This window comes from Marinoscillum pacificum (assembly GCF_024714495.1).
GTDB classification, from domain to species: domain Bacteria; phylum Bacteroidota; class Bacteroidia; order Cytophagales; family Cyclobacteriaceae; genus Marinoscillum; species Marinoscillum pacificum.
In genome coordinates this window covers 62,766-87,946 of record NZ_JAMZMJ010000010.1, presented here as the reverse complement: position 1 = coordinate 87,946, position 25,181 = coordinate 62,766, and the positions used below count along the sequence as shown (strand labels likewise).

Sequence of the window (25,181 nt, the reverse complement as noted above, 5' to 3'; positions counted from 1 at the left end):
TAATTCTATACTTGATGCAAGTCTACAGTCTCCCAGCTGAGATATTTAATGAAACCCAACGCCTTAGATTCCAGGAGAAATCCATTGGAATGGTACCTACAATGGGTGCGCTACATGAAGGACATTTTCACCTGGTCAAACAGGCCCGTAAAGAGAATGATATTCTGATAGTTAGCATCTTTGTGAACCCACTACAATTCAACAATCAGGAGGACCTGGATAACTATCCGAGGACACTTGAAAAAGACCTTTCTCATTTAGAGAAATTAGGAGTTGATTTGGTGTTTGCACCAGCTGAAGAAAACATGTATCCAGAAAAGCCACAAGTTTCTATAGTCTTTGGTCAAATGGAGCGAGTGATGGAAGGAGCGTTCCGTCCAGGACACTTTTCTGGAGTAGGCGTGGTAGTAACGAAGCTCTTTAATATTTGTAATCCTACCAGAGCCTATTTTGGTAAAAAAGACATGCAACAATATTTGCTAGTAAAGCGTATGGTTGAGGATTTGTCCCAGCCGGTCGAGATTATTGGTGTGCCAATAGTTCGAGAACCTTCTGGATTGGCTATGTCTTCACGCAATCAAAGACTTTCTAATGATGGACTTGAAATAGCAAGCTCTATATACAAAGGGTTGACCATTGCTAAGCAAGAATGGGATCAGGCTAAAAGTCCAGATGAAACTAAAAACGCTGCTATTGCTTTTTATAATAAACAGGAAGGATTGTCAATTGAATACATCAACATTGTCTCCCCACATGATTTAGAAGATCTTGATGAGAATGTGAATCAACCTGCTGTAATTTGCGTTGCAGGGTTTGTAGAGGGTGTAAGACTAATTGATAACCTATATTTGCGGCAAGATTGATCCAGAAATGCATATACAAGTACTAAAATCGAAGATTCATAGGGTAAAAATCACAGAAGCAGAGCTTCACTACGTGGGTTCTATCACGATAGATGAAGATCTAATGGATGCTGCTGATTTGATAGAGAATGAAAAAGTACAGATTGTTAACATCAATAATGGTGAACGATTAGAAACCTATGTGATTACAGGTGAGCGAGGCACAGGACAAATTTGTCTGAATGGCCCGGCTGCACGAAAAGCACAGGTAGGAGATATCGTTATCATTATCTCTTATTGCTCTATCGATAAAGAAGAAGCTAAAACCCACAAGCCAGTAGTGATTTTCCCGGACGAGAAGAATCGTCTGAGCAACTAATATTTTATGGTAAAAAAGATAATCTCCGTCATCAAATATGTATTGACATTAGGTTTGGCGGGGGTGTTACTCTATTTCGCTTTTCGCAATGTTGATTTCGAAGAGTTTTGGGCGAAGACCGCAGAAGTAGACTACACATGGGTAATCTTATCCATTGTGCTGTCTTTGTTGGCATATTATTCCAGATCCTATCGATGGAATCTGTTGATGAAGCCATTAGGCTATCCCAATCTGAATGTACATCGAACCAATTTGGCAGTGTTGGTAGGATACCTTGCCAATTTGGCATTTCCCCGGTTGGGAGAAATCACACGATGTGGAATGATGAAGCGAAGTGATGATGTGCCTGTTGCTACTTCTTTAGGTACGGTTATCTCGGAGCGTATCGTGGATATGATCACCCTTGTTTTGATGATTCTTGCCACACTCATTCTGGAGTATGACAATTTCATGGCGCTAATTACAGATGTGTTTTCGGGGCTCGGAGATGTGACAGGCTTAGCCTGGAAGTTGGGTATATTCTTAGTGGTTGGAGGAATTTTAGGTCTAATTGCTATTTATCTCCTCTATCAAAAGGTTCCAAAAGTAAAAGCATTTCTAGACGATCTGTTCAGGGCTTTGCTTTCATTGAGAGAATTAAATAGCCCAGTGCAGTTTATTTTATCCACACTGCTACTTTGGGTAACTTATTACTTTATGAGTTATCTCATCGTGTTTTCTGTGCCAGAAACAGCTGATTTGCCTTGGAGTACGGGAATTATGCTATTGGTGGCTGGCGGAATAGCATTAGTTATACCCGTGCAAGGAGGAATAGGAACCTATCATGCATTTATTAGTAGTGCTTTAGTATTATATGCTGTGGAGGAAACAACCGGTGTTTTTCTTGCCACACTCTTACATACCTCTCAATTAGTTGCAACCGCTGTATTCGGAGGAGCCGCCTTATTGATTTCGGTATTTATTAATAAACACAAAGCTTCTAGCCCAGATGTCCAGAAAGATATTTGATCAAGGTGAGTTGGTTTCATTGGTCACTAAATGGAAAGACCAGGGATTAGAAGTGGTGTTTACCAACGGATGTTTTGACTTGTTACATCCGGGGCATATCCAGTACCTCATAAAAGCAAGACAATTAGGCAGTCGTTTGGTGGTTGGCATGAATTCTGATTCTTCAGTTAAAAGATTAAAGGGGGATAATCGTCCTATTATTAATGAACAAGGTCGATTGTTAGCCTTGGCGGCATTAGAAACTGTAGATGCGGTAGTGCTTTTTGATGAAGACACGCCTGAAAAATTGATAGCATCATTTTTGCCAGATGTTTTAGTTAAAGGCAGTGACTATGAAAAAAGCAACATCGTAGGAGCAGATATCGTAGAAAGCCATGGTGGAAAAGTGGAACTGATTAACTTAGTACCAGGCTATTCTACCACAGAGATTATTAAGAAGATAAAGACTAAATAGAGATTAAGAGAATATGTTATTTCTAATCATTATAGTGTTCATGGTTGCCAGTTTGGTGGTCAGTACACGTTTGAAAAATAAATTTAAGAAGTACTCGAAGATTGCATTGTCATCCAATCTTTCAGGTAAAGAAATTGCACAATTGATGCTAGCAGATCATGGCATTCATGATGTGTCTGTGACGTGTGTTCCTGGGCAGTTAACGGACCATTATAACCCAGCAGATAAAACGGTTAATTTGAGTCCAGAAGTTTACAATGGTAGATCTGCAGCTGCTGCAGCTGTTGCAGCTCACGAGTGTGGTCATGCTGTTCAGCACGCTACTGCGTATAGCTTCTTGGAATTCAGATCAGCAATGGTGCCGATCCAAAACGTAAGTGCGAGAATAATCAACATCGTATTTATGATGATGTTCTTTGGAGCATTTTTATTGCCTAGTATTATTCCTTTTAACCTGGCAATATTGGTAATCATCGGTTGTTACGGTGTTTTCACGCTATTCGCATTCATTACTTTACCGGTGGAATTTGATGCTAGTAAACGAGCTCTGGCATGGATACAGGATCGTAATATCGTAAACCCGGAAGAGCACCGAATGGCAAAAGACGCCTTGAATACTGCTGCTCAGACATATGTGATTGCCGCATTGTCAGCTTTAGTTACTTTATTGTATTGGGTGATGATCTATCTAGGTGGTAGTCGTGATTAATTAAAATCGGAAGAATATTTTGAAAAAAGCCTCTCAGTCGAGAGGTTTTTTTGTTTTTAAATGGTATGCATGCATAACAAAATTCTTGTAAATTTGTAGTAGTTAGGAATAAACAACAAACAATAACCTTTAAGTAAAAGAGATGGATTTTAACTTATCAGAAGAGCATCTAGCTGTAAGAGACGCTGCAAGAGAGTTTGCTGAAAAAGAATTGTTACCAGGAGTAATTGAGCGTGATAACGAGCAAAAATTCCCGATGGAGCAAATCAGAGCAATGGGGCAGCTTGGTTTTATGGGAATGATGGTGGATCCAAAATACGGTGGAGGAGGAATGGACACCATTTCCTATGTATTGGCGATGGAGGAAATTTCTAAGATCGATGCTTCTGCTTCTGTTTGCATGTCTGTGAACAATAGTTTGGTATGCTGGGGGTTGGAGACGTTCGGTACAGAAGAGCAAAAACAAAAATACCTTCCTGCTTTAGCAACTGGTGAGAAAATCGGTGCGTTCTGTTTGTCTGAGCCAGAAGCGGGTTCAGATGCCACCTCACAAAGAACGACTGCCGAAGATAAAGGAGATCACTATCTACTAAATGGAACTAAGAACTGGATAACAAATGGTAATTCAGCATCTATTTATTTAGTAATGGCTCAAACAGATCCGTTGAAGGGTCATAAGGGAATCAACTGTCTAATTGTTGAGCGTGAGTTCGATGGCTTTGTTGTAGGTAAGAAAGAAGATAAGTTAGGAATTAGAGGGTCTGACACACACTCTTTGATGTTTACGGATGTAAAAGTTCCTAAGGAAAATAGAATTGGCGACGATGGATTTGGTTTCACGTTTGCCATGAAGGTTTTGAGTGGCGGCCGTATTGGTATTGGCTCTCAGGCATTGGGAATTGCAGCTGGAGCACTAGAAAGATCTATTGCATACGCTAAAGAGCGTAAAGCTTTCGGAAAGGAAATCGCTAACCACCAGGCTATTCAGTTCAAAATAGCTGATATGGGATTGAAAGTAGAGGCTGCAAGACTGTTGTGTTTGAAGGCTGCATACTTAAAAGATACGAAGCAAGATTATGGTCAGGCAAGTGCTATGGCTAAATTATATGCATCCGAAGCAGCTATGCAAAATGCTATAGAAGCAGTGCAAATCCATGGTGGATACGGTTATGTGAAAGAATATCATGTAGAGCGATTGATGCGTGATGCTAAGATCACACAGATCTATGAAGGCACGTCAGAAATTCAAAAAATCGTCATCTCTAGAGGATTATTGAAATAGTATAAATTTGGATATTGGGGGTTAATCCCCCCAATATTTGGATTATTCCACTTTTTAATATTAGATTTATACAATTATTTGTTCGGTAATCATTCGATTATCCGTATTTAATCATATTAGAGCTGCGTGGAAGATTATAATAAGATCATTGAATCTCTTGGAGTTAGGTTCATAAAGGCTAAGAATATTAATATTTTGAAGCCTGTTACCATAGAAAATAACTACGATATCGAGAATTCTTTGATTTTGGTAAACAAAGGATCACTTGCATTTGGCAAGGATAAAGACATGTGTCATGGTGGAGAAGTGTTCTTTGTGCCTGGAGGAAAACAGGTTTCCATTACATACGGTTCTTCTGCCGCAGTAAGCCTATCTAAAGACGATTTCCTAAACAATAAAGAGTCTTATTTTCAAAGCTACGCTAATGACAATGACTCAAATGGCGAGAGCTACAGCTATGTTTCTTTTGAAGCTAAGGCTTTTGACTCAGTAAACTTTTTTGCATCTCTGGATATACCGCCATTCAAAATTGAAGATGATGGTAAAATATCTTCTTTGATTCAGTCAATCAACCATGAGGTGAATGATACTGCTCCTGGTAAAGGTAGAATCATCAAAGTGATGACAGAGCAACTCGTTGTTGAGTTGATTCGATACATTTTGAAGCAAGGTTTGTTCGTAGAGCAGTTTGCTACCAATAGTACGTACTTCAAAGACCCTCGATTGATCGATATTTTCACTTTTATCAAAGAGAATCTGGGAGAAGACTTATCGAATAAGATTTTGGCAAATGTTGCCAATGTGTCTGAAGACTATGTAGGGCAGTATTTTAAAATGCTTACAGGAATTAATCCGCAGGATTATATTGAGTACCAGCGCATGGAAGAAGCAGTGAATCTGCTTAGAACATCTAAGAAAAGTATTCGAGAAATAGGCAAAGAAGTTGGGTATAAAGACACTGCTTATTTCTGTAGAAGATTCAAGATGATGTTTGGAATTCCTGCTGGTAAAATGAGAAGAAGAGAGTCGTTAATTAACGTTTAATCTTCGTCTTCTTCTTTTTCTCCAAATTTTTTAGCTAATAAAACAGTAAGCTGAGCTCCAATGAAATTGAGAGCGATCATTGCTGCGCGCTCCATAACCATGTTGCGGATAGTAAATCCAAATCCTTTAGATTTTGCAGGAGTAGGAATTGGTGCCTTTTCGATGATTGTTTTCTTAGGCTCTGGGATGATTTCTTCCTTTCGGCTCATAGTCTTGAAAAGTGCATAGCCTCCAAGTACAGCAACTCCCGAAACCAGTGAAATTATTGCAACACGTTTGACTTGACTTTCAAAGTCGTTGCTCGCTCTTTCGAGATCCTTTTTAACTTTTAATTCCTTAGAGTCAAGTTTAGATCTCTGGCTTATCCATGCTTTAGATCTCTTTTTCATCATCAGATTCGTCTTGAATTGATTCACTCAAATTTAAAAACAATGTCTCCAACCAGTTTTGAAGTTTGTTGGATCTAAGGAGCAAGATGATAATGATCAGGCCAATAAGGTATATTCCGCCTACAATCAGATAACCGAAATGTGGACTCTCCAGGACATAGTTAAGGTAAGCAGCAAGAGCTATGGATAAAAATATCAATAAGAAGAACCCTACAACCGCCATGGTCATGAAGGCTACAAAGTGAGCAAGTAATTTTGATACTTGAGCTATGATGTCAAGTTTGATCTTTTCTCCTTTGAGTCTGATGAAATCAGATATCTTATCTACTAGTTTGTTTATTACTGCCATATGCTGGGTCCAAATTTGGATCAGATGATCAATATATACAATATGATTGAGGCACTAAATGTTTGATCTAATTATTTGAAGATACCTCTTCTGTAGCAACAGCTGGAGGAGTTTGTTTCTCTGTTTTGCTGAAATAGATCAAAGTGAACGGTAAAACGAAGAATAAGATTAAGATATAGGCAAATGCAGAAAGTTTAAATCTAAGAGCAATAGAGCCTAATTTGTCTGCTAAGTACAAAGGTAATTTTCTTAGAAGAGGTACTCCCATGAAAAGTATCATACCAGCCATGTTAAACAAGAAATGGGCAAATGCTAAACTCATAGCCGCTTCACTTTTGAACAGTGCTGCCAGAATTGCTGTAATCGTAGTACCAATATTGGATCCCACCACAAACTGAAATGCTCTGTTTACAGACACTTTGCTGGTTGCTACCAGAGGCACAATAAGTGATGTGGTAATAGAGCTACTTTGGATAATTGCTGTTAAAAGGAAGCCCCATCCAAATGAGCGGAATGTGTTTTGGAAAGCAATTGCTTCAAAACGCGTTCTGGTTGGACCAATTAACTGATTGTAAGATATATTTGAAATCGCCTTTACTGTTCCAAAGAGTCCAATAATGCTAATGACAAGAAGGACGAATCCACCAACCCAGCCAATTACTGCAGTTCCTATTTTATCCAGGAACGTATAAATGAAAAATTTATCAGTCTCCGGTGAGTTTGCCGTACTCAAGTCAAATAAGGATGCCAATGAGTGACTCAGTTGACTCAACACTCCATATTTCAACTCAAGAGGGAACAAAATTATACAAGTCAATACATTGAAGATGTCATGACAGGTGCCAGCCGTAACTGCCTTTTTGAATTCAGCTGTCTTGGTCACATAACTCATCGATACGATCGTACTGGTGAGTGTTGTTCCAATGTTGGCACCCATCACCACGGGAATTGCATTCTCTAAAGTGATTGTCCCAGCTGCTACAGCCGCCACTGCCATTGAGGTAGTAGTGGAGCTGCTCTGAAGTATCGCTGTTCCTAACAGGCCTATAAATAGCCCAATGGCCGGATTACCGAAAGCAATCTCGAAGTTCTGTGAGAAGTCTGAGCCAATGGTTTGGAAGCTCATCCCTAAGAAGTGAATAGACACGAAGAAGCCTACAATAGACAGAATGATACCAACAATGTTGGTAATGCTATAAGACTTTATGGATTCTTCGTTTTGCATAGCTATATCAGACGACTGACTCAATTAGTTTGCTTCTTGTCTTCTAATTTCTCTTTCGCTTTCACCTGTGATGCTTTCAGTAACATTGATCACATGATCACCGATTTTTTCCATGGACTGGAATAGATCCTGGTACAGAGCTCCAATGCGATTATTGAAGTTCTTATCCTGCATGTGTTTGGTGTGCTCTTTTCTAAGCTTATTGCGCATTTTATCTATGGCAAGCTCATAGTCAAGAGCTTCCTCAATAGACACATTCTTGTAAGTTGAATTAAGGTTTTTAACCATAACATTGATCGCCTCATTCAATAGCTTATACATTTCTGATAAACTCGTGACTTGCTTCTTAGTAAATGTCTCCGCCTTAGAGTCTTCGTATTTCGTTTCGAAATCGCGTGACATTTGATAAAAGACATCACCTATGCGCTCCATGTCATTCACAATGGATAAAAGTGAAGTGACTCTTGTAGAAGCTTCAGAGCTTAATGTGCCATCTGAAACTTTAGTTAAATACTTGACAATTTCTTCTTCCAGATGGTCAGTAGCATCTTCCATCTTCTTCATTTTCTTGAAGAGCTTTCTTTGTTTTTTTGCTTTAGGTTCCGAAAGCAAGTCTCGAAGAACGCCAGACATTTTTTGGATGACATTACCAAATGAAGCGGTTTCTTTTTGAGCTTCTTCTAGTGAAAGCTCTGCGGTATTGAGCAACCCTGTACCGATGTACTCTAGTTTGAATTCGTCAGCGTCATCACCTTTGGCTTTGATGACTCTTGTGACTATTTGTGCGATGTACTTAACAAACCAAATTAAAATCAGTGTATTGATGATATTAAAGGCTGTATGGAATACAGATAATGCAATTGGAATGGCTTCCGGATTGGTTTCTGGCGACATTCCTGTCTGATAAGCAACATAGGAGCCGATGGCAGCCACAAACGGTTGCATTAAAATCACTATCCAAATTACACCGAAAACATTGAAGATGAAGTGAGCAAACGCGGCTCTTTTAGCATGTACGTTTCCTACTAATGCAGCTAGATTGGCTGTAATAGTTGTTCCAATATTTTCTCCAAGTACCATAGCGGCAGCTAATTCAAATGGAATCCATCCATTATTGGCCATTACTAAGGTTAAAGCCATTGCCGCACTGGATGATTGAACTACTACGGTGATAATCGTTCCTATACCAACAAATAATAGGGTAGAAAGGAAGCCTAAATTCGAATACTCACTTAAAAAGGCTAATAAGTCAGGATTTGATTTTAAATCAGGTACTGCATCCTTCAAATAGGCCAATCCCATGAATAATAAAGCAAACCCGATGAATACTTCTCCCCAGGTTTTAATCTTATCCTTACTAAAGAACAAAAGAGGGAAAGCAAATGCTATGATGATTAGGGCGTAAGCATCAATCTTAACTTTAAACCCAATGATGGAGATTAACCATGCAGTGATTGTTGTACCGATATTGGCTCCCATAATCACTCCAATAGACTCAATAAGTGATAAGAGTCCTGCATTTACAAAGCTTACTACCAGTACTGTAGTTGCAGATGAAGATTGTACTAGTCCAGTTATCAAAAAACCTGTAAGTACACCTTTAAATCTGTTAGAGGTCATTGATCTTAAGATCTGCCTCATTTTAGAACCTGCTACTCGCTGGATGGCCTCACTCATGATCTTCATTCCGTAGATGAAGAATGCCAGAGCACCAAGCAGATTCAATAAATCTATAAGTCCAAACTTCATTGTCTAATTATTGGCATCAAGTTATGAAGTGCAAAAGTACACTTTGCATATTAAGAGAATATTAAGTTATTCCATTCCAGGTACGATTACCTGAATTTTAACTCATAATCGGGAAAGAAAATGCCAGGAATGAAGTTGAGAAGAGAATTATCGATTCAGTTCAGCAATTGTTAGCCATGCAAACAGGCCCATTCCTATTTTTAATGATGGTTCATCTATGTCGAAAGTAGGGGTGTGCACTCCTGAAATAATTCCTTTTTCTTCGTTGCGTGTACCTAATCTGTAGAAGCAAGCATCAATTTCTTGTGAGTAGTAGGCAAAGTCTTCACCTGCCAACCAGAGATCAAGTTCTACTACGTTTTCTTCACCTAAGTACTCCTTTGCAGATTTGATGTTGTCTTCAGTGTATTCTGGGTGATTCTTTAAATGTGGGTAGCCTTTCATTACATTGAACTCACAGGTAGCACCCATTGATTCTGCAATACCTTCGGCCATTTTGACCATTCGTTTGTGAGCGTCGGCTCTCCATTCTTCATCGTAAGTACGGAAGGTTCCCTGCACCTTTACTTCATTTGGGATCACATTGGTAGCTCCTAGGGCTTCCACTCGACCAAATGATAAGACTGATGGAATTTTAGGACTGCTATTTCTACTAATGATCTGCTGAAGCGCCACAATAATATGACTAGTGATCAAAACAGGGTCTATCGCATTCTCTGGCATTGCTGCATGACCACCTTTACCTTTTACAGTGAAGTAGATTTCATCAGCACTAGCCATGTACATACCTTTTCTAAAGCCTACTTTTCCTGACTCGATGAGCGGCATGACATGCTGTCCAAGTATTCTGTTAGGTTGTGGGTTTTCTAATATTCCTTCTTTAATCAGTAGAGATGCTCCACCAGGAAGTTTTTCTTCTCCTGGCTGGAAGATTACCTTAATCGTACCCTCAAAATGATCCTTGAGTTGCGATAATATCTTGACAGCACCGAGTAGAGAAGAGGTATGTACGTCATGCCCGCAAGCATGCATTACACCTTCATTTTTTGACTTGTAGGATACATCATTGGCTTCTACAATTGGTAGCGCATCAATATCGGCACGCATAGCAACAGTTTTGCCATTGTCTTTATGTCCTTTTATCAGGAAAGTAACTCCGGTATCTGCCTTTCGCTCAAAATCAGTGATACCCATTTCTTTGAGTTTGGCTTCAATGAAATCAGCGGTGTTGTATTCTTCAAAAGAAAGTTCAGGGTTGCTATGAAGGTGCCTTCTAAATGAAAGCACTTCTTCATAATATTCTTCTGACAATCCTTTGATGGCAGATATGGTATCAGTCATAATCGACAGGTATTCTTTCAGGGATTAAAAGTGCAAGAGGAAACTCTTTACGAAGAGATTCATAGATCTCATGAGCTTCTAGTTTGCTTACGTATTGTCCAACCTTCACTTTGTAGCTCGGTTGATAATAGTGCATGCTTGGATTTAATTCTGGATTGATCTCTAAAACCTTGCTTTTTGCAGCATAAGCCTTGTCACGATCATTGCCGGTGTAAACCTGGATCGTGTAGCCATCCACATACTTACGAACTTTGTTTTGAGTGATAATGATTTGATTAACACTATCTAGTTCGTATTTAAGATGGCCTTTGATCGGTTCCGTTCTAGTAGCCACTTTACTCTCGTCTACAGCTGAAGAGTCTGGATCAATAACTTTCAAGTCCGGTCTAAGAACTGAAAGATCTTCTCTATAACTCTCTGATTTACTACTACTTTTGGTAGTTGTAGAAGAGGTTTTACAGCTGTAGGCTGCTGCCAGTACTAAGGCGAAAATTAAGAGTCTAGAAGCACGCATTTATTATTCTTTAAGTCTTCTTCTATTGTTTTGAATTTCACATCCTTTTTCACAGAGCCATCTGAATATTGAACAGTCACTTTTTGGTTTCTGCTAGCTATTTTGATGGTTTGAACAGGTTTAGTGATTTCTGCAGGAGCTCTATTTGCCTGTGGTTGTCCGCCTTTGTTTAGCAACGAGCCACTGTCTTCTTTAGATTCTTTATAATCCTGCTTAGATCGTTGTGCTCTCGCTTCCTGTACTTGATTCGCTTCTTTTACCGGAATCTGCGCTTTCATTAAGAATGAAGTACACTCTTCATTTACTTTACCCAGGAATGCTTTGAATAATTCAAAACCTTCGAATTTATAGATGATCAAAGGATCCTTCTGTTCATAAACTGCATTCTGCACAGACTGTTTCAAATCATCCATGTCACGAAGGTGTTCCTTCCATGTTTGGTCAATGATTGCCAGGGTGATCATTTTCTCCATGGACTTGATCATTGCCTTACCTTCTGTCTGAACAGATTTTTCAAGTGGAGCAGCCACACCAATTTGTTTTTTACCATCTGTAAATGGTACTAGGATGTTTTCTACTGTAGCTCCCTTGTCTCTATGAATCTGCTGTAGAAGCGGTAATGCTCTTTCAGCAATATTTTTATTCTTAGTGATGTAATGATTCTGAGCGGCCTCATACAATTTCTGGCTTAGCTCCATTTCATTCATTTTGGTTAATTCTTCCTCATTGATTTGGAAGTCAATTCCCAATACACTGATGGAGTTTAGTTTAAGACCATCCAGGTCATTGCCCATTTTAGCATTAAGTGCAATGTCCTCACAGGTATCGAACAACATGTTGTTGATATCCAGGTCAAGACGCTCACCGTATAGTGCGTTTCTTCTTCGCTTATAGATTACCTCACGTTGTGAGTTCATCACGTCATCATATTCCAAAAGACGCTTACGAATAGCGAAGTTGTTTTCTTCTACTTTCTTCTGTGCTCTTTCGATTGACTTGGTAATCATGCTGTGCTGGATTACTTCTCCTTCTTGAAGTCCCAGTCTATCCATGATCTTCGCTACTCGGTCAGACATGAACAAACGCATTAAGTTATCTTCTAGAGAAACGTAGAACTGTGAAGAACCTGGATCTCCCTGACGACCAGAACGACCTCTCAGCTGCCTGTCTACACGACGTGACTCATGACGTTCTGTACCGATGATGGCCAAACCTCCTGCTGCTTTTGCTTCAGGAGTAAGCTTGATATCCGTACCACGACCCGCCATGTTGGTTGCGATCGTTACAGTTCCAGGCTTACCAGCTTCTGCAACTACATCTGCTTCACGAGCATGTTGCTTCGCATTCAATACCTGATGGTCAATATTTTTCATCTTCAGCATTCGAGAAAGTACCTCAGAGATTTCAACTGAAGTGGTACCCACCAATACTGGTCTTCCTTTTTGTCTTAAGTCTACAACTTCTTCAACTACGGCGTTGAATTTCTCACGAATTGTTTTGTAAACTTTATCGTGCTCATCTTTTCTGGCAATTTTTCTATTGGTAGGGATTACTACTACATCCAATTTGTAGATGTCCCAGAATTCGCCAGCTTCCGTTTCAGCCGTTCCTGTCATACCAGCCAACTTGTGGTACATACGGAAGTAGTTCTGAAGTGTAATTGTTGCGTAAGTCTGTGTAGCGTCTTCTACTTTAACACTTTCTTTTGCTTCAATGGCCTGGTGAAGTCCGTCAGAATATCTACGGCCTTCCATCACACGACCAGTCTGCTCATCTACGATTTTCACTTTGTCATCAACTACGATGTACTCAGTGTCTTTTTCGTATAAACAGTAAGCTCTAAGCAATTGGTTAACACTATGGATACGCTGAGCTTTTACACTATAGTCTTGAATGACTTCTTCTTTCTTTTGAAGCTTGTCTTTCTCGTCAATCTCAGTATTGTTCTCCAGTTTTGCTACTTCTTCACCAATATCAGGAAGAATAAAGAAGTTAGGATCTTCACCTGAACCAGTGATCAAGTCAATACCTTTTTCTGTAAGGTCGATGCTGTTGTTCTTTTCATCTATAGTGAAGAACAATGGATCATCAGCCTCAGGCATCATTTTCTGATTGTCCTGAAGGTAGAAGTTTTCTGTTTTTTGCAATAATGCTCTGATTCCAGTTTCACTTAAAAACTTGATCAAAGGCTTATTTTTAGGAAGACCTCTGTAGGCTCTGAACAACGGTAGTCCAGCTTCTCCTTCATTGCCTTCTTTGATTAATTTTTTCGCCTGGTTTAAGTATTCTCCAACTAGTTTTCTCTGTGCTTCAACGAGCTTATTGATTCTAGGCTTTAACTCGTAGAATTCATGCTCGTCACCTTTTGGAATAGGACCAGAGATAATCAATGGAGTACGCGCCTCATCAATCAATACAGAGTCTACCTCATCGACCATTGCATAGTGGTGCTTACCCTGAACTAATTCTTCAGGGTTTCGAGCCATATTGTCTCTTAAGTAGTCAAAGCCAAATTCGTTGTTAGTACCATAAATGATATCGCACTGATAGGCAGCTCTTCTCTCAGGTGAGTTTGGCTGATGCTTGTCGATACAGTCAACCTTCATTCCGTGGAACTCAAAGATTGGAGCATTCCATTCCGAGTCACGTTTTGCCAGGTAGTCGTTTACGGTTACAACGTGAACTCCTCTTCCTGATAAACCATTAAGATAAGCAGGTAATGTAGCTACCAGGGTTTTACCTTCACCCGTCGCCATCTCAGCAATTTTGCCCGAGTGCAGGGTGATACCTCCGATCAGCTGTACATCGTAGTGAATCATGTTCCACTCTACATCCGTCCCTGCAGCTTTCCATTTATTTGCCCAGATGGCTTTATCGCCATCTATTTTTACATTTTCTTTTCTTGTTGATAGCTCTCGGTCATAGGAATTAGCTGTTACAACAAGTTGCTTGTTTTCAGTAAGACGTCTTGCTGTCTCTTTAACCACAGCAAAGCCTACTGGCATAATTTCCTTTAGAACTACTTCTAGTTCTTCATCTCTTTTTGATTCTAGTTTGTCAATCTGCTCGAAGATGGCCTCTTTCTGCTCAATGTCTAAAGACTCGTCGGCATCTACTTTTTCGTGAAGTGCAGCAAGCTCTTCATCGATGTGCTTTAATCTATCAGCTATGATGCCTTTTAGTTCATCAGTCTTGCCTCTCAGTTCATCATCGCTTAGGCTTGAAAGGCTGGCAAATTCTTTGTTGATCTGAGTTACGATAGGAGCAATCTCCTTTAAGTCTTTCTCCGCTTTGGTTCCGAATATCTTCGCTAATCCCTTATTGACTATATCTAACATGAATCTATCTCTTAATAAATTGGGTCTAAAGTTATAAAATGGAAGTTGATTAAAGAGTTACTTCCACCACTCCTTCGAATACTTTTTTAGCTGGTCCTGCCAAATAGATGTTTTCGAATGTATCTGTATCACTTTTTTCAAATGATACCGTTAATTGTCCTCCGCGTGTTTCTACGCTTACTGGACTGTGATAATTTTTTAAGCTAGCAGCTATGGCACAGGCAGTTACGCCAGTTCCGCATGATAAAGTTTCGTTTTCTACACCTCTCTCATAAGTGCGAACTTTGATGCCAGATTTAACCTGTTCTACAAAGTTGACATTGGTGCCAGCCGGAGCATATTTTTCACTATATCTGATGCTGCTTCCTTCTGGGAGAATATCAACTGCTTCTATATCATTCACGAACTGTACGTGATGTGGTGAGCCAGTATTGATAAACACTTCTGAATCGTTAATATCTTCGATGGTTTTTACATCGTGCAAATGAAAATGGTAGATGTCCTTTTCGATAAAGGCATCATGTTCTCCATCGGTTGTTTCGAAAGTTGTTTTATCCTTGATAATTCCTAAAGCTTCAGCAAAGGCAATAGCACATCGGCTGCCATTTCCACATAAACTTTTGCTGCCATCAGGATTATAGTAAATCATCCGGAAATCTAGTGTTGGATGATTTTGGATCAGGATAACTCCATCCGCTCCGACTCCCATTTTACGATCGCATAGGAATCCGATGACTTTGGAGTCATCCATAGGGAAAGAACCGTCTCTGTCATCTATCATGACAAAGTCGTTTCCAGTACCTTGATATTTGTGAAATTTAATCTGCATGAGATTTAGTGTGGTCAAAAACCATACACAAGTAAAAAAGAGTGCAAATTAAATTAATATTCTGCCAAATAGTCAGTGAGCAGGACAGAATGTGAATGGGTGTAAACTAAAAAAGCCAACTTCATGACAAAGTTGGCCTTATATCGTAATGATTGAATCTTAAAGTTTCTCCTTGATACGAGCAGCTTTACCTTTTCTACCTCTTAAGTAGAACAATCTAGCTCTTCTAACTTTACCTTTTCTTACCAACTCGATTTTCTCGATGTTTGGAGAAAGGATAGGGAAAATTCTTTCTACACCAACGCCACTAGAGATTTTTCTAACAGTGAAAGTTTCACCGTTTGAATTGACGTTTCTTATTTGAATAACAGCTCCTTGGAACTGCTGAACTCTTTCTTTATTACCCTCTTTAATTTTGTAGTGTACGTTTACAGTGTCACCTGCTGAGAATTTAGGGAAGTTCTCTTTTACCGCTTGGCTTTCCGCCTCTACAAATTTTATTAACTCGCTCATGTTCTATTCTCTATTGAGTGTTTCTCAAAAAGGAGTGCAAATATAGGTAATTAATTATTAATAGGTAATAGTACTTTGATTATTTTCAAAATAATATCGAACACTAAATCAATTGGTTGCTCAGGCAGAATTGAACAGCCTGTGAACTGTTACTTACATTGAGTTTTCGAAGGATGTTCTTGCGATGCGTTTTCACCGTATGCCCGGAAAGGAAAAGTTTTTCTGCGATTTCTCCACTTGTCATTCCTTCGGATAGCAATTTAATGATTTCCAGCTCACGTTCACTCAACTTGTACTGAGTGACTTCCTCTTCGTCAGAGTTGAACGTGCCAATGCGATCATAATATTGTTTGCCACTCATCACCCTGAGTACAGCATCTATAAGTTCTTTACCGGTATTGTTCTTTAATAAGCATCCATCTATGCCTAGCTTGACTATTTCTTCTACAAAGGACTTTTGCGCGTACATAGTGAGGATGATGATTTTCAATTCTGGAAATTCTTTTTTCAACTGACGCGAGCAGCTGATTCCGTCCATTACTGGCATATTAATGTCCAGAACCACCACATCTACACTGTTAGGATTTCTTCTGATAAATCGAATGACTTCCTCGCCATTGGCCACAGTGCCAACGACAGAAATTTCCTCATCAGCACTTAGAACTTCCTTGATGCCTTCCATGACGATTGCATGATCATCGGCTAAAAGGATTTTAATGTCTCTCATAATACAGGTACGTCTATAATAGTGGTGGTGCCTTTGTTTGGTTGGCTATCTATGGTAATTGTGCCATCTAAGTTGTCAACACGAGATTCCAGGTTTTTCAGTCCCAGTCCTGGCTCTATCTCTTCTTTATTAAAACCAACTCCATTGTCATAATAGATGAGACTAAGGTGATCTTTGATTTGATTGAGCTCTAAAGTGATTTTGGAGGCGTGAGAATGCTTCAAAGTATTGTTTACCAACTCTTGTATGATTCGGTAAATGTTCATACTTAGCTCACTATCTAGCTGTGTGGTTATTTGAATATGATTCTCAACATGAAGTGAGCCTGATTCCCCCAGAGCCGTCATCAATTCTTTCACGGCTATTTCTAAGCCAAAGTGCTTTAACACTCCAGAGTCCAGGCTATGTGAGATTTGCCTAGTGGTTTCATTGGCTTGCTGAGCTACTTCGCTAATTCGACTTGCTAATTGCTTGAGAGCTTCAGGATCTTTTTTATTTTGAAGTGAATCTGCGAACATGTTCAGAGTAACTAGGATACTGCCCAAGTTATCATGTAGCTCCTGGGCTATTCGCTTGTGTGCTTTTTCTTGACCAGCAAGCATAGCATAGGCGGATTTGAGTTCTTGCTGTTTTAGGAGGTCTTCTATTTCTTGATACTTCAGTTTTTGCTTGATCAGTTTGCGTTGGTATAGGTAGATAAACATCACAATGGCGGTTGTAAGTAACAACATTCCGCATGTGCCTATGATCAATACCATTTCGGAGTTTATGTTGTTTGTCTCGCTTTCCATAAACCGATTGCAATAAGAGTGTTTTTCATTGTGTTTGCGATGTTGTGGAAGAGCCAAGGCATTGGGCCGGAAAGAATTTCTGATGCCATTACAGTAGTAAATAAACTCCCAGCGAAATAAAATAGGATACCTGTGTTAATCCAGAATAAAGGTGACTTGTCAATAAATACTTCTGTACCACGTTCGAATAACACGTAAAAGAAAAAAAGACTAAAAGAAATTTGAGACATTTTATTAGCAATCAAATATTCATTTGGCCTTGTATGAACTCCTTCATCAACTAGCTGAATACATAAAATTATGAATAGGATTGAACCTAGAAAGATCACTGCTTTTTTGAAAGGAAGAGTTAAGAAGTAAAACATTATTAATAGAACTAATTCTATTAGAAAATAGATGTTAATAATCCAATAGTTGAAACCGTATACGCGTGCTAACATATTGGATGTGATGTCTGTGAAAAATGAGACGATAATCAAAAGCCATATAATTAATAAAGAAGGATTTCGTGTTATTTTATTAAAAGCAGTTATTCCCGTAGCAAGGGGAATAACTGCTGAAAATATGGATAGATAAACAAAAAACTTTATCATAAATTATCAGGGACAAACATCAGGGCATGGGTTTGATTCATTGAGTGATCCAGAACCTGGAGAAGAAAGAGTATTGGATCGAGTTGAGTTAGGGTCAGGAATATTACTATAGGCAATAGCACCATCAGTGAAGATATGCCTACCTTTCTTATCAACAGGTGTAATAAAAGCATCGATATAAAAAACAGTTGATGAATCGCCCTCTGGATTCGGAACGTTTATCATGCTTTTACCCATATGGACTCTGATTCCTGTAAGTTCTTTGTCTCCTGAATATGTTCCACTAAAAGTTCTGTTCAACTTCTCAATATCATCAATGAGGGACTTTATCTCATCAAGTCCAAACGAATAGGACGATGACATAACCAGATCAATAGATGTCAGACAAGGGTCAAGACTTTTTCTTATACTCTTGAAGTCGTTAATATGCCTTTCGGCCACTACTCTTGAAATTCTTGAACCTTGACCTCTTGATACATCAGGCTTTTTCTTGAGTAACTCTTCAGCCTTAGCCTTAAGGGTAATTTGGTCTTCAGTAGGGGCTTCTAATCCAAATGCATCTTTATTGTTTTTTAAGGCGGTGGTTAATGAGTCGGCTTGGCTTTTTAGTGCGTCATAATCTGATTTTAAGACACATGACCCCATGACCAGGATCAAAGAAGCTGCCAATATTAAATTTTTCATTTTGCTAGGTATTTAAGGTGTAACAGGTAATTGAATATACGGCTCAAAACCGTTAAACCAAAAATCTAACAAATAGGGGGAATTGTAAATACCTAAAAGGAGGTATCCTGATTAGGTCAATAGATCCGGACGTCTTTCTTGAGTGCGTTTTACGGCTTCATCATGACGCCATTTTTCAATGTTGGCCTCATGGCCAGAGGTTAAAACATCAGGAACACTCCAGCCTTTGTATTCAGCAGGGCGCGTATAGACCGGGGGTGCAAGAAGGTTGTCCTGGAAGGAGTCTGTCAGGGCAGATGACTCATCATTCAACACGCCAGGGACTAATCGTATTAAAGAATCTGCGAGCACCATTGCGGCAAGCTCACCACCAGACAGTACATAATCTCCAATGCTGATTTCTCTTGTGACAAAATGATCTCGTACTCGCTGATCTACACCTTTGTAATGTCCGCAGAGTAAGATCATGTTTTCATTCATGGATAAGCCATTCGCTATTCCTTGATTGAGTGTTTCACCATCAGGCGTGAGGTAGATGACTTCCTGGTATTCTCTTTCAGATTTGAGTTTAGAGATACATGCATCGATCGGTTCAATCATTAGCACCATGCCGGCACCACCGCCGAATGCATAATCATCCACATTCTTGTGTTTGTTAGTAGAGTAGTCTCGCAGGTTGTGTACATGGATCTCTACCAAACCTTTCTGCTGCGCGCGTTTAACTATACTTTGATTGATTGGTCCATCAAACAACTCTGGCAAACAAGTGATGATGTCTAATCTCATGATTCTGAGTTGTCTAAATAGATGTCCAAAAGTCCTTCTGGTAATTCTGCCTTGATGATTTTATTGGAAAGATCTACTTCTTTAACAATTTCATCTTCGGCAGGTACCAGTACTTCTGCTCCATTATGGTCTACACAGATAAGGTGATTGGTAGGCATTTCATAAACGCCAGTTACTTTGCCCAGTAGTTGGTCTCCGTTGTAGAAGTCCATATCCACCAATTGATGGAAGTAGTATCCGCTATCTGGTAACTCTGGGAGGCTTTTTAAGGGGAGGAATAGGTTTTTGCCAACCAATTGCTTGGCATCATCTATGTTTTCAATGTCTTCGAAAGCCGTAATAGCACGATCTCCATTGAATTGGAGGTATTCAATAAAAAATGGAACCAGTTTCCCGTTCATATCAACGAGCACTGATTCCATTTCTTGATACAATTCAGGGTGATCTACGTCTAGAAATATTACAACCTCTCCGCGAAGACCATGGGTCTTGACCACATTACCAAGTTGGTAGCACTCATCAAAACCCATTGTTACTCCTTATTAGTCTTTGTTTTCTTCAGAAGACTCATCAGCTTTTGCTTCAGCATCAGCTACTGCATCTTGTCCTTCTTCTTCTAAAGCTTTTTCTTCTTCAGAAGCACCAGCTTCAGCTACTTCAGCAGCAAGTGCTTCGTCAGCAGCTTTCTTTCTAGCAGCGATAGCTTCAGCTCTAGCAGCTGCAACTTTCTTCTCTGCTTCAAGTCTAGACTTAGCTTCTGCAGCTTTATCAGCAGATAGCTTATCCATTTTTCCTTGGATTTTACCTTCTTTGTCTTGTAACCAAGCTGCAAATTTCTCGTCAGCTTGCTCTTGAGTCAAAGCTCCTTTGTTTACACCAATCTGAAGGTGTTTCTTAAGAAGTATACCTCTGTAAGAAAGCATCGCTTTTACTGTGTCAGTAGGTTGCGCTCCTTTCATTACCCAGTCAAACGCTTTCTCTTCGTTCAAAGAGATAGTTGCTGGATCAGTATTCGGATTGTATGTTCCGATTTTCTCAATGAATTTACCATCACGTGGTGCTCTTGAGTCAGCTATTACTACATCGTACATAGCTTGCTTTTTGCGTCCTCGACGCGCTAGTCTGATTTTTACAGGCATAATTTTCTTTTAGTTATGGAACTCGTCCATTCAAAGATTTATTTATAAAAGGACCGCAAAGATAAGTGATATTTTGATTTTTTGAAAGGTACGCTGAAAAACAGATAGTTAGGCTTTGATATTCGTTAAAGCGGATAGGCGATTTAGATAATAAACAATGTCTACATATATTTGTTGTCCAATAGACAAAAAGCGTTTTACGCCCATAAAATGGACAAATACTCATACATATCCAATGCCGATGTGGGGTACATCGACGAGTTATACCAGTCTTTCAAGGAAGATCCATCAAGTGTAGATGAAACTTGGCAAAAATTTTTTGAAGGATATGAGTTCTCTTTACAGAAGTATGGAGAAAATGGAGCACCAACCGAAGGGTTGGAGGGTTCCAATGAAATTAAGGTAAGAAACCTTATTTATGCGCACAGGTCCAGAGCACACCTGAAGTCTGATACAAACCCTGTAAGACAAAGACGTCAGCACAATGTTCGCTTGAATCTTGAGAATTTCGGATTGACAGAGAAAGACCTCAAAGAGGAATTTGAAGTTGGTTCTGAAATAGGACTTGGAAGAGCTAGTCTGAAGACAATTATCGATAGACTAGATAAAGTATACCTCGGGCATATCGGGTATGAATACAATCATTTAAGAAATTCGGAGATTTTCGATTGGATGAAGCAGAAGGTGGAAACCGAAGGAGCTAACATCGATCCATCGAATGCGGAAAAGAAAAGAATGCTGCAAAAGCTGAATGAAGCGGTAGTATTCGAAAATTTCCTTCATACCAAATTCTTAGGTCAGAAACGATTCTCCCTTGAAGGTGGTGAAAATACCATTCCTGCTCTTGATAAGATCATCAGGAAGTCTTCTGAAATGGGAGTGGAAGAAGTGGTGATAGGTATGGCGCACAGAGGTCGTCTCAATGTTTTGGCCAACATCATGGGTAAAACTTACGAAGAGATCTTTGCGGAATTTGAAGGAAGTACCGATCCGGATCTTACAATGGGTGACGGTGATGTAAAGTATCACTTGGGCTACAATAGCCACATTCAAATCGGTGATAAAAAAATATATGTGAAGCTGGCTCCAAACCCATCTCACCTCGAGGCGGTAGATCCAGTTGTTCTAGGATATACTAGAGCTCAAATAGATGATGAATACCGTGGAGATTCTAGCAAGGCTATTCCAATATTGATACATGGAGATGCAGCGGTAGCTGGTCAGGGTCTTGTTTACGAGTGTATTCAAATGTCCTTACTTCCTGGATATAGAACAGGTGGTACCATTCACTTTGTGATCAATAACCAGGTTGGGTTCACTACAGACTATGATGATGCTAGATCAAGTATCTACTGTACTGACTTAGCGAAGATTGTAGATGCTCCAGTGCTTCACGTAAATGGTGACGATCCTGAAGCGGTAAACTTTGCTGCTAATTTAGCAATCGAATATCGTCAGAAGTGGAAAAAGGACTTCTTCATCGATTTGTTGTGCTACAGAAGACATGGACACAATGAAAGTGATGAGCCTAAATTCACTCAGCCAAAACTTTACAACCTCATTGCGAAGCATAGCAATCCTAGAGAGATCTACGTGCAGACATTGACTGAGCGCGGAGATATCGATAAGAAAGAAGCTGAGCAATTAGATAAAGATTTCAAACAGCAACTTCAAGAGCGTTTGGATGAGGTGAAGCAAAAGCCTCTTCCATATAAGCCACAGAAAATTGAAGAGGAGTGGAAGTTCTTAAGAAGATCGAAAATTGAAGATTTTGACAAATCTCCTGATACATCGATATCTAAAGAGACTTTGGATAAAGTAGCGAAAGCTTTAACAACCATTCCTAAAGGGTTCAAGCCACTTCGTCAGATTGATAAATTGTTGAAAGAGCGCAAAGCTCATTTCTATGATGATAAGGTGTTGAACTGGGCAGATGCTGAATTGCTTGCTTACGGTTCATTGCTTGCTGAAGGTAAAATCGTTAGAATGTCAGGTCAGGATGTGAAGAGAGGAACTTTCTCTCATAGACACTCTTACTTGTTTGACTCAAATACCAATGAGCCATACTGTAATTTGGATCACATCCAGGAAGATCAGGAACCATTCAGAATCTATAACTCGTTGCTTTCAGAGTATGCGGTATTAGGTTTCGAATACGGTTATGCCATGGCTACACCAAATGCATTGGTTATCTGGGAAGCACAGTTCGGGGATTTCTCTAATGGTGCACAGGTAATGATTGACCAATTCATTACAAGTGCTGAGACTAAGTGGCAACGAATGAATGGTTTGGTGATGCTACTTCCTCACGGTTATGAAGGTCAGGGTCCAGAGCACTCTAGTGCTAGAATGGAACGTTTCCTTCAGATGACTGCTCAGGAAAATATGATTGTAGCGGATATCACTACTCCATCAAACTTCTTCCACTTGTTGAGAAGACAATTGACCTGGGAATATAGAAAGCCATGTGTGGTATTCTCACCTAAGTCATTGCTGAGACATCCTAAAGTAGCTTCTCCAATTGCGGAATTCGAGAAAGGAAACTTCCAGGAGGTAATTGGTGACGACTATGTGACCAATAAAAACGTGAAGAAAGTGTTGTTGTGTACTGGTAAAGTATACTTCGATCTTCAGGAAGAGCAGCAGAAGAAAAAGATCAAGGATATTGCTGTCGTTAGACTAGAGCAATTGTATCCTTATCCGAAAAAACAACTTGAGGCAATACTGAAGAAATATAACAACCCTAAAATTGTATGGGTACAGGAAGAGCCTGAGAACATGGGTGCATGGGGCTTCATGCTTAGAGTATCTGGACTAGATCTTACTTTGATTTCCAGAAAAGCATCAGCTTCTCCTGCAACAGGTTATTCAAAAGTTCACAAAGAGGAACAAGCAGAAATAGTTAAAAAAGCATTCGAATTATAAACAGACAATTATGAGCCTTGAAATGAAAGTTCCTACGGTAGGCGAATCGATCTCCGAGGTAACAATCGCACAATGGATGAAGCAAGATGGCGACATAGTAGAAATGGATGAAGTCATTTGCGAATTGGAGTCTGACAAAGCAACATTTGAAGTAACAGCAGAAGCGGCTGGTCAATTGAAAATTAAAGCTCAAGAGGGCGATACTTTAGAAATTGGCGGTTTGCTGTGCGAAATAGATGAGTCAAAGGCTGAGCAATCAGCTGAACCAGAAGTAAAAGAAGAGCCAAAAGAGGCAAAACCAACGGGTGAAGTGCTAGAAATGCATGTGCCAGCTGTTGGTGAGTCTATCAATGAGGTGACCATTTCTAACTGGACCAAAGCTTCTGGCGATATGGTTGAGTTGGATGAGGTAATTGCTGAAATCGAGTCAGATAAAGCAACTTTCGAATTAACTGCAGAGGCGAGCGGTAAGCTTGAGATTATCGCTGCGGAAGGTGAAACATTAGAGATTGGTGCATTGATCTGCAAGATCGAGGTTGCTGAAGGAGGATCTTCTTCAAGCAGTGCCAGTTCTTCAGATGCTGGATCTGCCTCTACTTCTTCTGCATCATCTAGTTCTAATGAAACATATGCAACTGGACATGCGTCTCCTGCAGCTGCTAAGATTCTTCAAGAAAAAGGAATTTCAGCATCTGATGTTTCTGGTTCTGGAAAAGATGGTCGTATCACCAAAGAAGATGCGATGAATGCTCAGAAGTCTGCCCCTAAACCAGCGGCTCCAAAAGCTGCTCCTCAGGCAGAACCTAAGCCTTCCAAACCAGCATTTGAAGCACCAACGTTTAGCACAGGTGTTAGCAGAGAGCAGAAACGTGAGAAAATGTCTTCATTGAGAAAGACTATTTCTAAGCGTTTAGTATCTGTGAAGAACGAAACTGCGATGTTGACCACTTTCAATGAGGTGAACATGCAGCCAATCATGGATATCCGTAAGAAGTATAAAGAAAGCTTCAAGGATAAGCATGAGGTAGGTCTTGGATTTATGTCATTCTTCACTAAGGCTGTTTGTATGGCATTGCAAGATTGGCCAGCAGTTGGAGCAGCTATTGATGGTGAGGAAATGGTATTCCACGATTACTGTGATGTATCTATCGCGGTATCTACTCCTAAAGGTTTGGTGGTTCCAGTGATTAGAAACGCAGAGCAATTGAGCTTCGATCAGGTAGAGAAAGAGATCATCAGATTAGCGACAAGAGCAAGAGATGGTAAATTGAGTATTGACGAAATGCAAGGTGGTACTTTCACGATCACAAACGGAGGTATTTTCGGGTCGATGCTTTCTACTCCAATCATAAACGCTCCACAGTCAGCAATCTTGGGTATGCATAATATCGTAGAGCGTCCGGTAGTTGAGAATGGTGAGATCGTGATTAGACCAATCATGTATGTAGCACTTTCTTATGACCACAGAGTAATTGATGGTAGAGAATCAGTTAGCTTCCTTGTAAGAGTAAAAGAGCTTTTAGAAGATCCTACTAGAATCTTACTTGGCGTATAATTTTTTAGATAACAAC

At 39.7% G+C, this 25,181-nt stretch carries 25 protein-coding genes; 9 read left to right on the top strand and 16 right to left on the bottom strand.

What is annotated here, in order from left to right:
- Positions 1 to 14: 14 nt before the first annotated feature.
- The 7 genes from panC (at position 15) to NXS00_RS19455 (ending at position 5,718) form a co-directional block, all read left to right on the top strand.
- Entirely contained in the window at positions 15 to 863 is an 849-nt protein-coding gene (gene panC, locus NXS00_RS19485) for a pantoate--beta-alanine ligase (RefSeq protein ID WP_258100943.1), read from the top strand.
- 7 nt (positions 864 to 870) lie between these two features.
- The gene (panD, locus tag NXS00_RS19480; RefSeq protein WP_258100942.1) at positions 871 to 1,221 is read left to right on the top strand and encodes an aspartate 1-decarboxylase; all 351 of its coding nucleotides are present in this window, start codon (positions 871 to 873) and stop codon (positions 1,219 to 1,221) included.
- Positions 1,222 to 1,227: 6 nt separating this feature from the next.
- Positions 1,228 to 2,229 (top strand): lysylphosphatidylglycerol synthase transmembrane domain-containing protein, encoded by a 1,002-nt coding sequence (locus NXS00_RS19475; protein WP_258100941.1) that lies wholly within the window; start codon positions 1,228 to 1,230, stop codon positions 2,227 to 2,229.
- The gene (gene rfaE2, locus NXS00_RS19470) at positions 2,210 to 2,683 is read left to right on the top strand and encodes a D-glycero-beta-D-manno-heptose 1-phosphate adenylyltransferase (protein WP_258100940.1); all 474 of its coding nucleotides are present in this window, start codon (positions 2,210 to 2,212) and stop codon (positions 2,681 to 2,683) included. Before NXS00_RS19475 ends, rfaE2 begins: the two co-directional genes overlap by 20 nt.
- A 13-nt stretch (positions 2,684 to 2,696) precedes the next feature.
- On the top strand, positions 2,697 to 3,392 hold the full coding sequence (locus NXS00_RS19465; RefSeq protein ID WP_258100939.1) for a zinc metallopeptidase: 696 nt from the start codon (positions 2,697 to 2,699) through the stop codon (positions 3,390 to 3,392).
- Positions 3,393 to 3,534: 142 nt separating this feature from the next.
- On the top strand, positions 3,535 to 4,674 hold the full coding sequence (locus NXS00_RS19460) for an acyl-CoA dehydrogenase (RefSeq protein ID WP_258100938.1): 1,140 nt from the start codon (positions 3,535 to 3,537) through the stop codon (positions 4,672 to 4,674).
- Positions 4,675 to 4,800: 126 nt separating this feature from the next.
- Positions 4,801 to 5,718 carry an AraC family transcriptional regulator gene (locus tag NXS00_RS19455; RefSeq protein ID WP_258100937.1) on the top strand — a complete coding sequence of 306 codons (918 nt, stop codon included), beginning with the start codon at positions 4,801 to 4,803 and terminating at the stop codon, positions 5,716 to 5,718.
- Here NXS00_RS19455 and NXS00_RS19450 read toward each other — a convergent pair.
- From NXS00_RS19450 to NXS00_RS19375, 16 genes are all read right to left on the bottom strand, one after another.
- Positions 5,715 to 6,110 carry a hypothetical protein gene (locus NXS00_RS19450; RefSeq protein ID WP_258100936.1) on the bottom strand — a complete coding sequence of 132 codons (396 nt, stop codon included), beginning with the start codon at positions 6,108 to 6,110 and terminating at the stop codon, positions 5,715 to 5,717. The genes NXS00_RS19455 and NXS00_RS19450 overlap by 4 nt on opposite strands.
- Positions 6,091 to 6,456, bottom strand: a complete 366-nt coding sequence (locus tag NXS00_RS19445) for a phage holin family protein (protein WP_258100935.1) — start codon at positions 6,454 to 6,456, stop codon at positions 6,091 to 6,093. Before NXS00_RS19445 ends, NXS00_RS19450 begins: the two co-directional genes overlap by 20 nt.
- A gap of 67 nt (positions 6,457 to 6,523) precedes the next feature.
- Positions 6,524 to 7,681 (bottom strand): Na/Pi symporter, encoded by a 1,158-nt coding sequence (locus NXS00_RS19440; protein WP_258100934.1) that lies wholly within the window; start codon positions 7,679 to 7,681, stop codon positions 6,524 to 6,526.
- 24 nt (positions 7,682 to 7,705) lie between these two features.
- On the bottom strand, positions 7,706 to 9,430 hold the full coding sequence (locus tag NXS00_RS19435; protein ID WP_258100933.1) for a Na/Pi cotransporter family protein: 1,725 nt from the start codon (positions 9,428 to 9,430) through the stop codon (positions 7,706 to 7,708).
- A 147-nt stretch (positions 9,431 to 9,577) separates the two neighbouring features.
- Complete coding sequence (locus NXS00_RS19430) at positions 9,578 to 10,771, bottom strand: M20 metallopeptidase family protein (RefSeq protein ID WP_258100932.1); 1,194 nt, start codon at positions 10,769 to 10,771, stop codon at positions 9,578 to 9,580.
- On the bottom strand, positions 10,764 to 11,285 hold the full coding sequence (locus NXS00_RS19425; protein WP_258100931.1) for a hypothetical protein: 522 nt from the start codon (positions 11,283 to 11,285) through the stop codon (positions 10,764 to 10,766). Before NXS00_RS19425 ends, NXS00_RS19430 begins: the two co-directional genes overlap by 8 nt.
- A complete protein-coding gene (gene secA, locus NXS00_RS19420; protein WP_258100930.1) occupies positions 11,264 to 14,623 on the bottom strand; it encodes a preprotein translocase subunit SecA in 3,360 nt (1,119 codons plus the stop codon). Before secA ends, NXS00_RS19425 begins: the two co-directional genes overlap by 22 nt.
- 49 nt (positions 14,624 to 14,672) lie before the next feature.
- Positions 14,673 to 15,452, bottom strand: a complete 780-nt coding sequence (gene dapF, locus NXS00_RS19415) for a diaminopimelate epimerase (RefSeq protein WP_258100929.1) — start codon at positions 15,450 to 15,452, stop codon at positions 14,673 to 14,675.
- 159 nt (positions 15,453 to 15,611) lie between these two features.
- Positions 15,612 to 15,965, bottom strand: coding sequence for a 50S ribosomal protein L19 (gene rplS, locus NXS00_RS19410; RefSeq protein ID WP_258100928.1), 354 nt, complete (start codon positions 15,963 to 15,965; stop codon positions 15,612 to 15,614).
- Positions 15,966 to 16,068: 103 nt separating this feature from the next.
- Positions 16,069 to 16,692, bottom strand: coding sequence for a response regulator transcription factor (locus NXS00_RS19405; protein WP_258100927.1), 624 nt, complete (start codon positions 16,690 to 16,692; stop codon positions 16,069 to 16,071).
- On the bottom strand, positions 16,689 to 17,450 hold the full coding sequence (locus NXS00_RS19400) for a sensor histidine kinase (RefSeq protein WP_258100926.1): 762 nt from the start codon (positions 17,448 to 17,450) through the stop codon (positions 16,689 to 16,691). The genes NXS00_RS19405 and NXS00_RS19400 overlap by 4 nt, the downstream gene beginning before the upstream one ends.
- A gap of 8 nt (positions 17,451 to 17,458) precedes the next feature.
- Positions 17,459 to 17,848: a hypothetical protein gene (locus NXS00_RS19395; protein ID WP_258100925.1), complete on the bottom strand. Its 390-nt coding sequence runs from the start codon at positions 17,846 to 17,848 to the stop codon at positions 17,459 to 17,461.
- 234 nt (positions 17,849 to 18,082) lie between these two features.
- The gene (locus NXS00_RS19390) at positions 18,083 to 18,760 is read right to left on the bottom strand and encodes a hypothetical protein (protein ID WP_258100924.1); all 678 of its coding nucleotides are present in this window, start codon (positions 18,758 to 18,760) and stop codon (positions 18,083 to 18,085) included.
- Between the two features lie 111 nt (positions 18,761 to 18,871).
- Complete coding sequence (gene trmD / locus NXS00_RS19385) at positions 18,872 to 19,546, bottom strand: tRNA (guanosine(37)-N1)-methyltransferase TrmD (RefSeq protein ID WP_258100923.1); 675 nt, start codon at positions 19,544 to 19,546, stop codon at positions 18,872 to 18,874.
- Positions 19,543 to 20,076 (bottom strand): ribosome maturation factor RimM, encoded by a 534-nt coding sequence (rimM, locus tag NXS00_RS19380; protein WP_258100922.1) that lies wholly within the window; start codon positions 20,074 to 20,076, stop codon positions 19,543 to 19,545. The genes trmD and rimM overlap by 4 nt, the downstream gene beginning before the upstream one ends.
- A 12-nt stretch (positions 20,077 to 20,088) precedes the next feature.
- The gene (locus NXS00_RS19375) at positions 20,089 to 20,685 is read right to left on the bottom strand and encodes a 30S ribosomal protein S16 (RefSeq protein WP_258100921.1); all 597 of its coding nucleotides are present in this window, start codon (positions 20,683 to 20,685) and stop codon (positions 20,089 to 20,091) included.
- Positions 20,686 to 20,895: 210 nt separating this feature from the next.
- On the opposite strand from NXS00_RS19375, the gene NXS00_RS19370 reads away from it, so the two are divergent.
- Both NXS00_RS19370 and odhB read left to right on the top strand, forming a co-directional pair.
- Positions 20,896 to 23,610 (top strand): 2-oxoglutarate dehydrogenase E1 component, encoded by a 2,715-nt coding sequence (locus tag NXS00_RS19370; RefSeq protein WP_258100920.1) that lies wholly within the window; start codon positions 20,896 to 20,898, stop codon positions 23,608 to 23,610.
- 10 nt (positions 23,611 to 23,620) lie between these two features.
- Positions 23,621 to 25,165 (top strand): 2-oxoglutarate dehydrogenase complex dihydrolipoyllysine-residue succinyltransferase, encoded by a 1,545-nt coding sequence (gene odhB / locus NXS00_RS19365; RefSeq protein WP_258100919.1) that lies wholly within the window; start codon positions 23,621 to 23,623, stop codon positions 25,163 to 25,165.
- Positions 25,166 to 25,181 lie beyond the last annotated feature (16 nt).

Excerpts from the sequence above, each read along its gene's own strand:
- odhB (WP_258100919.1), top strand. The coding sequence starts at position 23,621 with ATGAGCCTTGAAATGAAAGTTCCTACGGTAGGCGAATCGATCTCCGAG.
- NXS00_RS19375 (WP_258100921.1), bottom strand. The coding sequence starts at position 20,685 with ATGCCTGTAAAAATCAGACTAGCGCGTCGAGGACGCAAAAAGCAAGCT.
- NXS00_RS19425 (WP_258100931.1), bottom strand. The coding sequence starts at position 11,285 with ATGCGTGCTTCTAGACTCTTAATTTTCGCCTTAGTACTGGCAGCAGCC.
- dapF (WP_258100929.1), bottom strand. The coding sequence starts at position 15,452 with ATGCAGATTAAATTTCACAAATATCAAGGTACTGGAAACGACTTTGTC.
- NXS00_RS19430 (WP_258100932.1), bottom strand. The coding sequence starts at position 10,771 with ATGACTGATACCATATCTGCCATCAAAGGATTGTCAGAAGAATATTAT.
- panD (WP_258100942.1), top strand. The coding sequence starts at position 871 with ATGCATATACAAGTACTAAAATCGAAGATTCATAGGGTAAAAATCACA.
- NXS00_RS19460 (WP_258100938.1), top strand. The coding sequence starts at position 3,535 with ATGGATTTTAACTTATCAGAAGAGCATCTAGCTGTAAGAGACGCTGCA.
- panC (WP_258100943.1), top strand. The coding sequence starts at position 15 with ATGCAAGTCTACAGTCTCCCAGCTGAGATATTTAATGAAACCCAACGC.
- NXS00_RS19445 (WP_258100935.1), bottom strand. The coding sequence starts at position 6,456 with ATGGCAGTAATAAACAAACTAGTAGATAAGATATCTGATTTCATCAGA.
- NXS00_RS19400 (WP_258100926.1), bottom strand. The coding sequence starts at position 17,450 with ATGGTATTGATCATAGGCACATGCGGAATGTTGTTACTTACAACCGCC.
- NXS00_RS19370 (WP_258100920.1), top strand. The coding sequence starts at position 20,896 with ATGGACAAATACTCATACATATCCAATGCCGATGTGGGGTACATCGAC.
- rfaE2 (WP_258100940.1), top strand. The coding sequence starts at position 2,210 with ATGTCCAGAAAGATATTTGATCAAGGTGAGTTGGTTTCATTGGTCACT.
- NXS00_RS19395 (WP_258100925.1), bottom strand. The coding sequence starts at position 17,848 with ATGTTTTACTTCTTAACTCTTCCTTTCAAAAAAGCAGTGATCTTTCTA.
- NXS00_RS19465 (WP_258100939.1), top strand. The coding sequence starts at position 2,697 with ATGTTATTTCTAATCATTATAGTGTTCATGGTTGCCAGTTTGGTGGTC.
- rimM (WP_258100922.1), bottom strand. The coding sequence starts at position 20,076 with ATGGGTTTTGATGAGTGCTACCAACTTGGTAATGTGGTCAAGACCCAT.
- NXS00_RS19405 (WP_258100927.1), bottom strand. The coding sequence starts at position 16,692 with ATGAGAGACATTAAAATCCTTTTAGCCGATGATCATGCAATCGTCATG.
- NXS00_RS19450 (WP_258100936.1), bottom strand. The coding sequence starts at position 6,110 with ATGATGAAAAAGAGATCTAAAGCATGGATAAGCCAGAGATCTAAACTT.
- trmD (WP_258100923.1), bottom strand. The coding sequence starts at position 19,546 with ATGAGATTAGACATCATCACTTGTTTGCCAGAGTTGTTTGATGGACCA.
- NXS00_RS19440 (WP_258100934.1), bottom strand. The coding sequence starts at position 7,681 with ATGCAAAACGAAGAATCCATAAAGTCTTATAGCATTACCAACATTGTT.
- NXS00_RS19390 (WP_258100924.1), bottom strand. The coding sequence starts at position 18,760 with ATGAAAAATTTAATATTGGCAGCTTCTTTGATCCTGGTCATGGGGTCA.
- secA (WP_258100930.1), bottom strand. The coding sequence starts at position 14,623 with ATGTTAGATATAGTCAATAAGGGATTAGCGAAGATATTCGGAACCAAA.
- rplS (WP_258100928.1), bottom strand. The coding sequence starts at position 15,965 with ATGAGCGAGTTAATAAAATTTGTAGAGGCGGAAAGCCAAGCGGTAAAA.
- NXS00_RS19435 (WP_258100933.1), bottom strand. The coding sequence starts at position 9,430 with ATGAAGTTTGGACTTATAGATTTATTGAATCTGCTTGGTGCTCTGGCA.
- NXS00_RS19475 (WP_258100941.1), top strand. The coding sequence starts at position 1,228 with ATGGTAAAAAAGATAATCTCCGTCATCAAATATGTATTGACATTAGGT.